9 protein-coding genes are annotated in these 14,744 nt (G+C 64.9%); 7 read left to right on the top strand and 2 right to left on the bottom strand.

Translation table 11 applies throughout. The features are described 5' to 3' along the window. Positions 1–150: 150 nt before the first annotated feature. The gene (locus QMX78_RS15440) at positions 151–1,041 is read right to left on the bottom strand and encodes an energy transducer TonB (RefSeq protein WP_282271111.1); all 891 of its coding nucleotides are present in this window, start codon (positions 1,039–1,041) and stop codon (positions 151–153) included. Then, complete coding sequence (gene gshB / locus QMX78_RS15445) at positions 1,041–1,988, bottom strand: glutathione synthase (protein WP_282271113.1); 948 nt, start codon at positions 1,986–1,988, stop codon at positions 1,041–1,043. The genes QMX78_RS15440 and gshB overlap by 1 nt, the downstream gene beginning before the upstream one ends. Positions 1,989–2,228: 240 nt before the next feature. On the opposite strand from gshB, the gene pilG reads away from it, so the two are divergent. The 7 genes from pilG (at position 2,229) to QMX78_RS15480 (ending at position 14,468) form a co-directional block, all read left to right on the top strand. Next, complete coding sequence (gene pilG, locus QMX78_RS15450) at positions 2,229–2,630, top strand: twitching motility response regulator PilG (RefSeq protein WP_057628851.1); 402 nt, start codon at positions 2,229–2,231, stop codon at positions 2,628–2,630. Positions 2,631–2,649: 19 nt separating this feature from the next. Beyond that, the gene (locus QMX78_RS15455) at positions 2,650–3,012 is read left to right on the top strand and encodes a response regulator (RefSeq protein WP_282271119.1); all 363 of its coding nucleotides are present in this window, start codon (positions 2,650–2,652) and stop codon (positions 3,010–3,012) included. Continuing rightward, a complete protein-coding gene (locus QMX78_RS15460) occupies positions 3,012–3,542 on the top strand; it encodes a chemotaxis protein CheW (protein WP_282271121.1) in 531 nt (176 codons plus the stop codon). The genes QMX78_RS15455 and QMX78_RS15460 overlap by 1 nt, the downstream gene beginning before the upstream one ends. 40 nt (positions 3,543–3,582) lie before the next feature. Beyond that, entirely contained in the window at positions 3,583–5,619 is a 2,037-nt protein-coding gene (locus QMX78_RS15465) for a methyl-accepting chemotaxis protein (RefSeq protein WP_282271122.1), read from the top strand. A gap of 108 nt (positions 5,620–5,727) precedes the next feature. Continuing rightward, entirely contained in the window at positions 5,728–12,636 is a 6,909-nt protein-coding gene (locus QMX78_RS15470; RefSeq protein WP_282271124.1) for an Hpt domain-containing protein, read from the top strand. After that, positions 12,623–13,966 (top strand): chemotaxis protein CheB, encoded by a 1,344-nt coding sequence (locus tag QMX78_RS15475; RefSeq protein WP_282271126.1) that lies wholly within the window; start codon positions 12,623–12,625, stop codon positions 13,964–13,966. Before QMX78_RS15470 ends, QMX78_RS15475 begins: the two co-directional genes overlap by 14 nt. A gap of 25 nt (positions 13,967–13,991) precedes the next feature. Continuing rightward, the gene (locus QMX78_RS15480; RefSeq protein ID WP_282271128.1) at positions 13,992–14,468 is read left to right on the top strand and encodes a chemotaxis protein CheW; all 477 of its coding nucleotides are present in this window, start codon (positions 13,992–13,994) and stop codon (positions 14,466–14,468) included. Positions 14,469–14,744: the final 276 nt, after the last annotated feature.

The following is a 14,744-nucleotide window of genomic DNA, read 5'->3' on the forward strand; positions in this document are numbered from 1 at the left end:
GGCTTACGCCGCTCCCACAACAACACAGCGGCAACACCGCTTGTGGGAGCGGCGTAAGCCGCGAAACTCATGCGCAATCAGATGGCGATCAGCTCGGTGGTTCGGGTATTGCCAGCTTCGCGGCTTACGCCGCTCCTGCAAAAAACCGGTTCAGCGATCGTCGTGCAACTGCCCGCCGGGCAGGAACATCCAGGTGCGGGTGACCTGCAGGATGTCGATGTCGTCCTTGGTCTCGGGCAAAGCCGGGAACGGCTGCGCCTGCTCGATCACGCGCAGGGCGGTGGCATCCAGCAGGGGCACGCCGCTGCTGCGCAGCACGCGACTGCTCTCCACGCTGCCGTCGCGACGCACGCCAACGGTGATCACCACCTGGCCGGCAAGCCGGCGCTGGCGCGCTTCGTCGGGATAATTCAGGTTGCCGACGCGCTCGGCGCGGTCGACCCAGGCGCGCAGGTAGTTGGCATAGGCGTACTCGCGGGTGCTGGCCGAAACGAACTTGCGGTTGGGGCGTTTGGCGTATTGCTCCGAGCGCAGGTGCACCTCGGCCGCCAGCCGCGCCATCGCTGCATCGCGTTGTTCGCGCGCGCTCATCGGTGCGTTGGCATCAGGGCGATCCGGCAGCGGTTGGGTCTGCGCGCTCGCAACCGGGTCCTTGCCCTGGGTGCTGGTGATGATGCGCGCCTGCGGCGGCGGTGGCGCTGCCGCGTTCTGCGCCTGCAACGGCACCGGTGCCAGCCCGTCCTGCAACTGCGGCACGATGCCAGCCTGGGAATCGCGTGGGCGCTGGGCCTTGTCGTGGTCGCCGCCGCCCTGCTGGTTGGCCTGGGCGAGGAAGTCGGCCTGTTTGGGCGTGAGCGGGGTGCTGGTCTGGCTGAAGATCACATCCAGCGTCGGTACCAGCGGTGCGTTGTCGCTCACTGCAAAGCCCACCCCTAGGATCAGCAAGCCATGCACCAGCGTGGACAGCACCAGGGTGGCGGTCAGCCGTTGTTGCTCGCTGACCCGCGGCGCGGCGGGCAATACGTCAGGCTGGGAATACATCAGGCCAGGCCAGCCTCGATCGCATCAAACAACTGGCCAGCGATGTTCAGGCCGAACTGCGCATCCAGCTCGCGCACGCAGGTAGGACTGGTGACGTTGACCTCGGTCAGATAGTCGCCAATCACATCCAGGCCAACGAAGCGCATGCCGCGGCGTTTCATTTCCGGGCCAACCTGGGCAGCAATCCAGCGGTCGCGCTCGCTCAAGGGGCGGCCTTCGCCGCGACCGCCAGCGGCCAGGTTGCCGCGGAATTCGTCGCCCTGCGGGATGCGTGCCAGGCAATAGTCCACCGGTACACCATCGATCAGCAGGATGCGCTTGTCGCCAGCGCTGATGTCGGGGATGAAGCGCTGCGCCAGGGCCAGGTGCTGGCCGCCATCGGTCAGCGTCTCCAGGATCACGTTGAGATTGGGGTCGCCGGTGCCGCTGCGGAAGATCGAGCGCCCGCCCATGCCGTCCAGCGGCTTGAGCACGGCTTGGCCGTGTTCAAGCACGAAGGCCTTGAGTTCGCGCGCGTTGCGGCTGACCAGGGTCGGCGGGCAACACTGCGGGAACAGCAGCGCGGCCAGCTTCTCGTTGAAGTCGCGCAAGCCCTGCGGGTCGTTGACCACGGTGGCGCCGGCCTGCTGGGCGACGCTGAGGATGTGCGTGTCGTACAGGTACTCGCCATCGAATGGCGGGTCCTTGCGCATCAGCACGATCTGCCCCGGGCCGAATGCCAGCGGGGCGAACTCGCCCAGGCTGAACCAGCCGGCCTTGTCGTCATGCACCTGCAGCGGGGCAACCTCGGCCTGGGCCTGGCCACCGTGCAGGGACAGCCCGCCGGGGCGCACGTAGTGCAGCCGATGCCCGCGGCGCTGGGCTTCCAGCAGCATCGCAAAGGTGGTGTCCTTGGCGATCTTGATGTCGGCGATGGGGTCCATCACCACGATGACGTCTAAAGGCATGACTTGAATCCAGCAGATCTGGTCGACGATGTTAGCCGTTCAGGGCGGGGCCGCACAGCGCGGAAAGCGGAACGCTGAGGCTGAATGGTGCTGCGCTTTTATTGAGATGCAGGTCACATTACATTGGGGATCGGCCAAGTCCTGCGGACATCGCTTGACAGTTCGCGGCTGGGCTGGGATATAGATGCGCTTTCGCGGCAATATCGCACTTGGTATCGGTCGCGCGTTCGGGGAACAAAAATGGTTGAAAACATGGCTGCGGGTGGGGAACTCGCAGGGCTGAAGGTGATGGTCATCGATGATTCGAAGACCATCAGGCGCACGGCTGAAACACTGCTCAAACGTGAAGGTTGCGAGGTCGTTACCGCTACTGACGGTTTCGAAGCGTTGGCCAAGATCGCCGACCAGCAACCGCAGATCATCTTCGTCGACATCATGATGCCGCGGCTGGATGGCTATCAGACCTGTGCGCTGATCAAGGGCAACCAGCTGTTCAAGTCGACGCCGGTGATCATGCTGTCATCCAAGGATGGCCTGTTCGACAAAGCCCGTGGCCGCATCGTCGGTTCCGAGCAATACCTCACCAAGCCATTTACCCGCGACGAACTACTAGGTGCCATCCGCACATACGTCAACGCCTGACCAGGGGGAAAGGCACAAAATGGCTCGAATTCTTTTGATCGAGGACTCACCGACCGACAGGGCGGTGTTTACACAGTGGTTGCTCAAGGCTGGGCACGAGGTGTTGTCGGCTGACAATGCCGAGGACGGCCTGCAGATTGCCCGTGAGCAGGCTCCGCAGCTGGTGCTGATGGACGTGGTGTTGCCGGGAATGAGCGGTTTCCAGGCGACCCGCGCGCTGTCGCGTGACGAGTCCACGCGTGCCATCCCGGTACTGATCGTCAGCACCAAGGGCATGGAAACCGACAAGGCCTGGGGCATGCGTCAAGGCGCCAGTGATTACATCGTCAAGCCGCCGCGCGAGGATGATCTGATCGCGCGGATCAACAAACTGGTGGGTTGATGCGTTCTCCATTCGACATCCTTGAAGCCTACGAACGCCGCAGTCTGGCGCACGCGGTACAGCTGCCCGAGCGCAGCTTTTCGCAGGATGTCTGGCGTGGCGTGGGGTACCGCGTCGGCAGCCGGCATCTGGTTTCGGACTTCCGCGAAGTCGTGGAAATCGTGCCGATGCCGCCGGTCACGCCGGTTCCCGGCGCCCAGCCCTGGTTGCTGGGCGTGGGCAACCTGCGCGGCAACCTGTTCCCGGTGGTGGACCTGAAGAACTTCCTGGAAGGTGAGCGTACGCCGCCACAGGAAGGCCAGCGCGTGTTGATCATGCGCCAGAGCGGCGGCGACGTGGCGCTGGTGATCGACGAGTTGTATGGCCAGCGCAGTTTCGAGGCACCGATGCAGGTACCGGCCGGTGACATCGCCCAGGGCCGTTACGCGCACTTCGTCGAACGTGCCTTCCACGATGAAGGCCGTGACTGGGGTGTGTTTTCGCTGTCGCTGCTTTCCCGCACTCCTGAATTCCGGCAAGCAGCCGCCTGACGGCACGCTTGCCTCTTCGTATTGAGACCGAGGTCGAACGATGAGTACTGCTCCTGAAGCCGCCAAGGCTGGCAAGCTTGGCAATGTAAGCACCAACTTCTGGTTGGGCTTGTTGGTGCTCTCGATGGTCGTGTTCGGTGCCAACACCGGCGTGGCCACCTGGCAGGGCAGTCGTCTGGCCGGTGCCAGTACCGGCGCCGCCGATCTGCAGGTGCTGTCACAGCAGTTGGCCAACCAGGGCCGTGAAGCCGTGGCCGGTAGCCGCGAAAGCTACGCAGCGTTCAAGGACACGCGCAGCAAGGTGGAAAGTACGGTCAGCGAGTTGCAGGGCCGTTACGGCAATGAGACTGGCGTGTCCGGCCCGCTGAGCGCGCTGGTCGATACCTGGAAGCCGCTGTCCAAGAATGCCGAGCAGATCGTCGCCTCCGAGCCGGCGGTGCTGGCCCTGGCCGGTAACGCCGATGCCTTCGTTGGCGCGGTGCCGCAGCTACAGGCGCAGTTGAACGAAGTGGTGCGTGCGATGACTGCCGGCGGCGCCCAGTCCTCGCAGGTCTACAACGGCCTGCAGCAGGTGGTGGTGGTGGGCACCATGGCCCGTCGCGTCACTGAAATCCGCGCCGGTGGTGCTGGCGCAAGCGGCGCTGGCGACGCGCTGGCACGCGATATGGTGGTGTTCACCCAGGTGCTGGAAGGCCTGCGCAACGGCAATGAGGAAATGGGCATTTCCGCCGTGCGTAATGCCAATGCACAGGTTGCGCTGGAACAATCGGCCAACCAGTGGGCAAAGATGAAGAAGGATGCCGACGCCATTCTGGCCAGCTCGCGCAACCTGTTTGCCGCACAGTCCTCGGCGGCCGCACTGGCGACCGGCTCGGACAAGATGCTGGAGAGCAGCCGCAAGCTGTTCGATGCGTTCTCGGCGTTCGGTTCGGCCCGCGACACCCGCATCTTCCCGAACTTCTGGTGGAGCGTGATCTTCGGCGGCCTGTCGGTGCTGTCGATCATTGGCTTCGTCTGGAGCACCGTGCGTACCCGTTCGCGTGAGCAGGACGTGCGTTACCAGACCCAGGTGGAATTCAACAGCCGCAACCAGCAGGCGATTATGCGTCTGCTGGACGAAATCAGCTCGCTCGGTGAAGGTGACCTGACGGTAAAAGCCTCGGTGACCGAGGACATGACCGGCGCCATCGCCGACGCTATCAACTACGCCGTGGACGAACTGCGCCACCTGGTGACCACCATCAACGACATCTCCTCGAAGGTGGCGGTGTCGGCGCAGGAAACCCAGGCAACGGCAATGCAGCTGGCCGAAGCCGCAGGCCACCAGGCCGACGAGATCACCAGCGCCTCGGACCGTATCGGCGAAATCGCCACCTCCATTGAGCAGGTGTCGCGCAACTCCACCGAGTCGGCCGAAGTGGCACAACGCTCCGTGGTCATCGCGACCGAAGGTGCCGGCGTGGTGCGCCAGACCATTCAGGGCATGGACCAGATCCGCGACCAGATCCAGGAAACCTCCAAGCGCATCAAGCGCCTGGGTGAGTCCTCGCAGGAAATCGGCTCGATTGTGGAACTGATCAACGACATTTCCGAGCAGACCAACATCCTAGCATTGAACGCGGCCGTGCAGGCAGCATCGGCCGGTGAAGCCGGTCGCGGTTTCGCTGTGGTGGCCGACGAAGTGCAGCGCCTGGCAGAACGTACCTCCGGTGCAACCCGTCGAATCGAAGGTCTGGTGCAGGCGATTCAGGCCGATACCAACGAAGCCGTCACCTCGATGGAACAGACCACCGCCGAAGTGGTGTCCGGTGCGCGCCTGGCCGAGGACGCCGGTACCGCTCTGACCGAAATCGAACGCGTGTCCAACGCACTCAACAACTTGATTAAAAGCATCTCCATCGCCGCTAACCAGCAGGCCTCGGCAGCTACCGATATCACCCAGACGATGGGCGTTATCCGGCAGATTACCGGCCAGACCTCGCAGGGTGCCGGGCAGACCGCCGATTCGCTGGGTCAGTTGAACCAGTTGGCGGCAGAGCTGCGCCGTTCGGTGGCCGACTTCAAGTTGCCGGCCTGAACGGACTGATCGGGCGGGGATGCAGAGGAATCAGCAGATGAAGTTTCGTCACAACGCAACGCAGGGCCGCCCGGACGGCATGCAATTGATGCTGCACGGGGGAGTGCGATGAGTACCTTGCGCGATGCGATGAGCCACGCAGCTCTTGGGTGGGTAAAACCCGAGCTGGACGAGACCCTGCGCCAGGTGCGCAACGAGGTCGAAGCGTTCGTGGAAGACCCCAGCGATTCCAGTCGCATGCGTTTCTGCGCCGGTTACCTGCACCAGGTGCAGGGCACGCTGCGGATGGTGGAGCTGTATGCACCGGCGATGGTTGCCGAGGAGCTGGAACTGCTGGCCAATGCGGTGCGTGACGGTGGCGTCGCCGACCGCGATGAGGCCTGCGCCACGCTGATGCGCGGCACCGTGCTGCTGCCCGACTACCTGGAGCGCCTGCAGAACGGCCACCGTGATATCCCGATCGTGCTGCTGCCGTTGCTCAATGACATCCGCGCGGTACGCGGCGCTGAAGGCATCAATGAAAGCGTGCTGTTCGCCTTCAATCCCGATGCCAGCGACGCCAGCCCGGACGAGCTCGAACACGCCCGTGGCAGCGTGAGCGGGCGTAACCGCGAGCTGCTCGATACCGTGGGCAGTGCGGTCAAGGAAGAGCTGATGCGCATCAAGGATGCGCTCGATCTGCATATGCGCATGGATGGCAATCCGGCCGACCTGCAGGTGCAGGTCAATGAGCTGGGCGCCGTCTCGGATACCCTGGGTGTGATGGGCCTGGGCGTTGCCCGTGGCATCGTTGCCCAGCAGCGCGATTCGCTGCACGAAGTCGTCAACGGCAGTCGTCAGATCGATGACAACCTGTTGCTGGATATCGCCGGCGCGCTGCTCTATGTGGATGCCTCGCTGGACGAGCAGGTTGCCCATCTGGGCGCCAACGTCGCGGGTGAGGATGATGCGGGTTCGGTGGAGACACGCCGTACCGTGGAAGTGCTGGCGCATGAAGCCATCGCCAATTTCACCGCTGCGCGCGAATCCTTTGTCGCCTTCATCGAGACCAATTGGGACCATGCCCGCCTGGCCGAAGTGCCACGTCTGCTGGGCGAGGTCTCCGGCGCACTGCGCATGCTGGAAATGCCGGCGCCGGCCGATTACCTGCAGGCCGTGCGCCAGTACATCGATGTCGAACTGATCGCACGCCAGCGTATCCCGAGCGGCCGCCAGCTCGACACCCTGGCCGACGCGATGGCCAGCCTGGAGTACTTCCTTGAAGCCCTGCGCGATCGCCGCCCGGGCCGCGAGGAAATCCTCGATATCACCCGCACCAGCCTGGAAACCCTGCGTTACTGGCCGATTCCGTCGCAGCAGGCCGTGGCCGACAGTGCTGTTGTCGAGACGGCGGTTGCCGACCTGAGCGCCGCAGCCGTTGCGGACAGCGCAGGCATCGCCGTGGCCGATTCGGCAGCTGCGGATATGGTCGAAACACTGGCTGAAACTGTCGAAACGGCGGGCGAAGCGTCGCCGGTTGTTGAACAGGCCACGATCATCGCTGCAGCGGCCGTGCCGCCGCCGTTGCCGCCACTGGAAGTGGAAGAGAAGCCGCAGGCTGCTGTCACTGATTACCCGTTGGTGTTTGGCGCGGCGATCAATGCCGTGGCAACCCCAGTCGCACCGGTCCAGGTTGTGGACGTGCCTGCGGTGTCTGCATCGCAGGGAGCAGACGGCGATGCCGGGAGTTTTGCATTCGATCCAGTGGCCGCCGAGACACCGGAAGCCGCTGCGAGCAGTTTCAGCCTGGCGCCGATGGTGCTTGAAGGCCAGGAGTCGGCGGATTCGAATGGCGCGGAAGCACCGGCGTCGTTTGCCGCGAGCTTCGACCCGGTCGCCGCCGAGGACGCGACGTCCACCGTCGCCAGCGACAGCTATCACTTCGACGCCTCGCTGTTGACGCTGGACGGTACCGATACAGCAGCAGCGCAGGCGTCCGAGCCTGCCAGCACCGGCGCGCTTGATGCCGAGCTGGTCAACCTTGAGTTTGCCGACACCGACGTTTTCTTCAGCCCTGAGCTGGAAGCCGTCGACCCGGTGATCGATGACGCAACGAACGCGCCGGTATCGCTGGCCAATGACTGGGAGCTGGCGGCCACGCCGGTTGAACAGGCATCCGCCCCGATCGAACCGGCATCCATGCCGGCGGAAGCCGTGTCCAAGCTGGATATGGAAACCGCTGCGTTCATGGCGCAGCTTGATGCAGCTGCCGAGGCCTTCGATCCGTTCGCGCTTCCTGAGCCGCTGCAACCTGAGCCGGTTACGGCGGAAGTTGCCGATAGTGCTGCCAGTGCTGCCGCGCCGACGCGTGCTTCCGCGCCGGCGCAGCAGCTTGAGGGCGGCTTCATCGATGGCGGCGATGTAATCGATCAGGACATCCGTGACGTCTTCATCGAGGAATTCGACGAAGAACTCGAGAACCTTGGCAACCTGCTGCCCGCATGGCGCGCGGCACCAGCCAACATGGAGCGTCTGCGCCCGGTACGGCGCGTATTCCATACCTTGAAGGGCAGCGGCCGCCTGGTGGGTGCGCGCACCCTGGGCGAGTTCAGCTGGAAGATCGAGAGCATGCTCAACCGCGTGCTCGACGGCAGCCGCCCCGCCAGCCCCGCCGTCATGGCTGCGGTGACCCATGCCTATGACGTATTGCCGGAACTGAATGCCGCGTTGCGCGGCGCCGGCAACATCCAGTCCGATCTGCTTGGCATACAGGATGTGGCTGACCGCGTTGCCGCAGGCGAAGAAGCGTTCTACGTGTCCGGTGCCAGCGCTGTTGCAACGGCCGCGCCGGCTGAGCAGGTGGCACCGGAAATCGCAATCGGCGAGCCGGCGGAAAGCGACCTCGCAGCAGCCATCGAAATCGACGACGCGGAAGGTACCCCTGCGTCGGTGGATGAGGTGCTGCGCGAGATTCTCGAAGCCGAGATCGGCGCGCATCTGGTCACGGTCAATGCGTGGCTGGCTGGCTCGGCTGCACAGCCGCAGCCGGTTTCCGAAGACCTGTTGCGCGCCGTGCACACCATGAGCGGTGCATTCGCGATGACCGATGTGCCGGTGATCACCCAGATCACCAGCCCGGCGGAAACCTTCGTCAAGCGTTCGCTGGCGGCTGCGGTTACGCCGACGGCTGCGGGCGTGGACGCGCTGGCGCAGATGGCGGTGGCCGTACAGGCCACGATCACGGCGCTGCGTGCGTCGTCACCACGCATCCCGGCGTTCCCGGGCGTGGCTGAGCGTCTGCAGGCGCTGGTTGATGCCCTGCCGGAAGGCAAGTGGCCACCGATGCAGGCCGAAGACGACCTCGTCGCAGACGATATCGCGGCTGTGCCGTCGACCGGTTCGCTGGACAGCGACGTTGGTTCCGAGCCGGTTGGTACGGAAGACCTGTCCGCGTACTTCGATGCCGGCTTGCTGGATGAGACGCCTGGCAGCGAAGCATCGCAGGACGTCCCTGCGCCGCTGGCCGCAGCCGAACCGGAGTTCCTGCAGGTTGGTGCCGACGTTGCCGAGCACGATGCACACGAGACAGCTGACGGTGCTGATGCGGTTGATGCGGAGCCGCTGTCGCAGCCGGTTGATGCTGCCGTTGAAAGCGGGTCGGAAGCCGTGGTTGCCGTTGATGAAGTGAGCGGGCAGATCGACATCGCCGGATCGGCTGAAGTCGTCGAGCCGGTTGCCCCGCAGCAAGCCGTCGACGCTGAAGACCACTATGACGCGGTGCGGGCGTCCACCTGGGGTGCTGCACACGACGCTGAGGAGACAGCAGAAGCAACGGATCCGCAGCTTGCCGTTGAAGCTGGCGAGGTCGAATCCGAATCGGCTGTCGGCACAGAAGTTGATCTGGCATCTGCAGCCGAAGCAGTCGACACGCAGGTCGAAGATGGTCAGCAGAACGCGTCGGTCGCGCTGGAAGCGTCCAGCCATCCGGATGACCGTGACAGCGTGGTCGCACGCGCCCTGGCCATCGCCACCGGTGCGGCTGCAGCTGGTGTTGGCGCAGCACAGCTTGGCTCGGTTGAATCCGAAGCCGAAGCCGAAGCCGAAGCCGAAGCATCAAGCCCGGCTGGGCAGGCTGCAGAAACCGAACTGGCGGCAGCAGACGCAGAAGAAATTGAAACGGCTGTGGCCGAAGAGCAGGCTGATGCTGCCGCGAAGCTCGACGAAGTCACCAATGACAGCGACGTGCCTTCGTCGATCGCGGCCGCCCAGACCGACGTTGTTGCTCCGATTGGCGATGAGCCGGTTGTGGATGCAGCGTTGGAGCTGGAAGCTGTAGAAGCCGAAGCCGAAGCCGAAGCCGAAGCTGAAACTGCAGTAGAAGCTGAAATCGAAGCTGAGACAGCTGTCGACGACGCTGCGTTGATCGAAGACATCGCTTCGAACGAAGACGATGCGTCGGTCGAGGACGCACTGGCAATCGAAGAAGCCGAGCAGCTTGAAGAAGCCGCTCAGCTTGACGATGTGGCCGTGAGCGACGTTGTCGAGCCGGTTGGCGTCGAAACCATTGCCGTCGCCAAGACCGTGCTGGCACCGCTGACCGCAGCGTTGCCGGAACAGGCTGAGGCACCAGCCGCTGCGGCCGTGGCGCACGAACTGGACGCTGGGCCGCTGAACTTCGCCGACTTGGACCGCGAGCTGGTCGATATCTTTGTCGAGGAAGGCAAGGACCTGCTCGACCATTGCGATGGTCTGGTCAACGACATGCGCGCCGCGCCGGAAGACCGCGAGGCGCTGGCGGGCCTGCAGCGTGACCTGCACACCCTCAAGGGTGGCGCGCGCATGGCCGGCATCAATGCCATCGGCGACCTTGGCCATGCCATCGAATCGCTGCTGGAGGCGGTTGCCGCCAACCGCACCGAGATCACCCGCGCCGACGTGCAGCTGCTGGAGCGCGGTTTCGACCGTCTGCACCAGTTGCTGATCCGCACCGGTGAGCATCGCGCGGTGGTCATGCCGACCGATCTGATCGAGGCCTTCGAAGCGCGCACCGATGGGCGCGCCGAAGCCGCGCAGGCACCGGTGGAAGCAGCTGCCAGCACGTTCGAACCGGCACCGGCAAATGCCGCTGCCGCCGACGTGCTTCCGAAGCCGCTGGCGGCGATCGAGCCGCTGTCTGCACCGCTGCGCGAAGAACAGGCGAGCAACGAGGAAGAAGGCGCGCCGCGCGGCCAGGAACAGGTGCGCGTGCGCGCCGACCTGCTCGACAGCCTGGTCAACCACGCCGGCGAAGTGGCGATCTACCGCTCGCGCCTGGAACAGCAGCTGGGCGCATTCCGTGGCGCCATGGCCGAGCTGGACCGTACCAACGCGCGTCTGCGTGACCAGTTGCGTCGTCTGGATCTGGAAACCGAAGCGCAGATCGTGGCGCGTTACCGCCGCGAGCATGAGCAGGCCGACCAGACCTTCGATCCGCTGGAACTGGATCGTTTCTCCACCCTGCAGCAGCTCAGCCGTGCGCTGAACGAATCGGCGGCCGACTTGGGCGGTCTGCAAGGTGTGCTGGACGATCTGTCGCGCAACTACGACACCTTGCTGCAGCAGCAGTCGCGTGTCAGCTCGGAACTGCAGGATGGCCTGATGCGTGCGCGCATGGTGCCGTTCGACGGACTGGTGCCGCGCCTGCGTCGCGTGGTGCGCCAGGCCGCGCAGGAAACCGACAAGCAGGTGCACCTGAAGCTGGAAGGCACCCACGGCGAACTCGATCGCAATGTGCTGGATCGCATGGTCGCGCCGCTGGAGCACATGCTGCGCAACTCGGTTGCGCATGGCCTGGAGCAGCCGGCTGCACGTACTGCCGCGGGCAAGCCGGAAGAAGGCGAAATCGCCCTGCGTCTGCGCCGCGAAGGTTCGGAAATCGTGCTGGAAGTGGGCGATGACGGTGCCGGCCTGGACCGCGAGGCGATCCGTCGCCGCGCCGAGCAGCGTGGCCTGCTGGGCAGCGACGAGCAGATCGACGATACCCAGCTGGACCAGATGATCTTTGCGTCCGGCTTCAGCACCAGCGAACAGGTCAGCCAGCTGGCAGGCCGCGGTGTGGGCATGGACGTGGTGCGCAACGAAGTGCGCCAGCTCGGCGGCTCGGTGGACATCCACTCGGTGCGCGGGCAGGGTGCGACCTTCACCCTGCGCCTGCCGCAGACGCTGGCGGTCACCCAGGCGGTGTTTGTCCGCATCGGCGAAACCACCTACGCGGTGCCAGTGGCATCGGTCAGCGGTATCGGTCGTATCTCCCGCGAGCGTTTCGAGTCCGGGCAGGGCGGCTACCACTACAACGGCGAAGATTTCAGCTTGTACAACCTCGGCACCCTGGTGGGTCAGGTTGCTGCCAAGGCCGAAGGCCAGGCCGAGATCCCGCTGCTGCTGGTGCGCTCCGGCGACCTGCGCGCAGCGGTTGCGATCGACCAGGTGCTGGGCAACCGCGAAGTCGTGGTCAAGCCGGTGGGCCTGCAGATCGCGTCGGTGCCGGGCATCTACGGCGCCACGATCACCGGCGAAGGCAACGTGGTGGTGATCCTGGACGTGGCACCGCTGGTGCGTCGTCATCTCACCCAGCCGCAGCAGTTGGTCGAGCACACCGAAACCAGCAACCAGCGCCATGTGCCGCTGGTGATGGTGGTCGACGATTCGCTGACCATGCGCAAGGTGACCGGCCGTGTGCTGGAACGTCACAACCTGGATGTAGCGGTGGCCCGCGACGGCGTGGAAGCGCTGGAGCAGCTGGAAGAGCGCATCCCGGACCTGATGCTGCTGGATATAGAAATGCCGCGCATGGACGGCTACGAGCTGGCCACCGCGATGCGTGCCGATCCGCGCTACAAGAACATCCCGATCGTGATGATCACCTCGCGCAGTGGCGACAAGCATCGCCAGCGCGCATTCGAGATCGGCGTGCAACGCTATCTCGGCAAGCCGTACCAGGAGCTGGATCTGATGCGCAATGTCTATGACCTGCTGGGGATCGCCCGTGCACGCGACTGACGACACTGCCAAGCCGGTTGCATTGCTGGCCCGTGCCGGTGCCGCCCGTGATCGCCTGCGCGAGGCGCTGGTCGCCGCTGGCGGCCGCATCGTGCTGGAAGAAGACCCCAACCAGTTGGAGCCGGCGACACTGACCTCGGCTGCGCCCCAGGTCGTGCTGGTGGCCTTGGAGCCGGCAGTCGAGGACGCGCTGGAGCGGCTGGAGTCGGTGCTGGAGACGCCTGAGCTTTCTCTGTTGTTCGAGGAAGCCGAGCTGGCCGCTCGCCGCGAAGGCTGGGAAGCACAGCGGTGGATCCGTCATCTGGCGGCCAAGCTGCAGGGCCACGACAACGTGCTGCCGCCGGGCCTGGAGAACGAAGACGCCGAGCCGGCCATCACCCTGGAACCCGGCTTGCCGCCACGTCCGGAAGACGGGCATGTGGATGCACCGTTGCAGTTCCATCTGGACGAGGCACAAGTGCAGGCCTATGACCTGCCTGCCGATGAGATCTACGTCGCTCCGGTCAGCGCGCTTGAACCGCGCCCGGAAGTGCTGTCGTTCGAGGAACTGATCGGCGGGAACGCGCAACCTGCGCAGCCATCGTCGCCGGGCCTGCCACCGCCGCTGCCGCCGGAGCCGGTTGTCGCGCCGGTTGAAGCTGAGAGCAGGAAGGCACCGATTGCTGACTTCAGCAGCTGGTCGCTGGTGGAGGATGACGGCTACGAGACGGCGCCTGCTGCAACCACCAACACCCCGGAGCCGCCTCCGGCCCTGGCCAGCCTGCTCAACAGCGAGTTGTCCCTGGTTGAGATCGACGCTGGCCCTGCCGAAGGCAATGGTGCGGTGCTGCTGATCGCCGGTATTGGTGGCCCGGATGCGGTGCGCCGCGTGCTGGCCAGCCTGCCGGAAGACTTCGCGCGGCCGGTGCTGGTGCAGCTGCGCCTGGATGGCGGTCGTTATGCCAACCTGGTCAAGCAGATGGCGCGGGCCACACCGTTGCCGGTGACCTTGGCCGATCCGGGCCAGAACCTGGTCCCGGGCGATGTCTATATTCTTCCCGACGTGATCGGCGTGGAGTCGAGTGCCGAGGGCCTGCGCTTCTGCGCAGAAGCCAACGACCTGCTCGGCGCTTTGCAGCCGGACCGCAGCGCGGTGCTGATGCTGAGTGGCGCCGATGTGGCGATGGTCGCCCCGGTGCTGGAGTTTGCCGGCAAGGGTGGCTGGGTGGCAGGGCAGATCGGCGAGGGGTGCTATGACCCGGCCGCTGCCAGCCAACTGGCTGTCGCTGGCTTGAGCGCCGGCGATCCGGAATATCTCGCTGCCGAATTGGCTGTGCATTGCGCGGCCTGACCGCAGCGCGACCCAGGAACTGACGATGAGCTACGCAAACAACGATGAAGTCCGTGGGGTACTGATACAGGCCGGTACCGAGCGCGTATTGCTGCCCAACGCGACGGTGGCGGAAATGATGTCCCGTGTTGCGGTCGAGCCGATTGCCAATACCCCCGGGTGGCTGGTCGGGCAGATCGCGTGGCATGGCTGGAGCGTGCCGTTGCTGTCCTATGCCGGCCTCAGTGGCCATGGCAATGAAATGGTGACCAGCAACAACAAGGTGGTGGTGCTCAAGGCGCTGGGGGGTAACCCGGACCTGCCGTATTTCGCCTTGCTGACCCAGTCCTTCCCGCAGCTGATCGCGGTACCCCGCGACGGCCTGCTGGCCGACGCATCGGAAGAAAGCCTGCCGGTAGGCGTGCACATGCGCGTATTGCTGGGCGAACAAAGCGCGCTGTTGCCGGACCTGGATGCGGTCGAAAGCGCGGTCATCCTCGCCCTGGCAGAAGCCGTAGCCTGACCGGCAGTAGTGCCGAGCCATGCTCGGCAGGGGCTTTCCCGGCAATCCTCAACATTGTGGGAGCGGCGTAAGCCGCGAAGCTCGCACTCCAACAGATTGCAGACCGGTTGGTGATTCCAGCGGTGTCGGCCTCGCGGCTTACGCCGCTCCTGCCCGGTGGGTACATCGGTAACGCCCCAGCCGAGCATGGCTCGGCTCTACACGATGGTCAGGCATTACCTGTAGTGCCGAGCCATGCTCGGCAGAAGCTCTCCAGGCAATCCTCAACATTGTGGG

Source organism: Stenotrophomonas sp. PS02298 (assembly GCF_029959445.1).
Taxonomy (GTDB): Bacteria; Pseudomonadota; Gammaproteobacteria; order Xanthomonadales; family Xanthomonadaceae; genus Stenotrophomonas.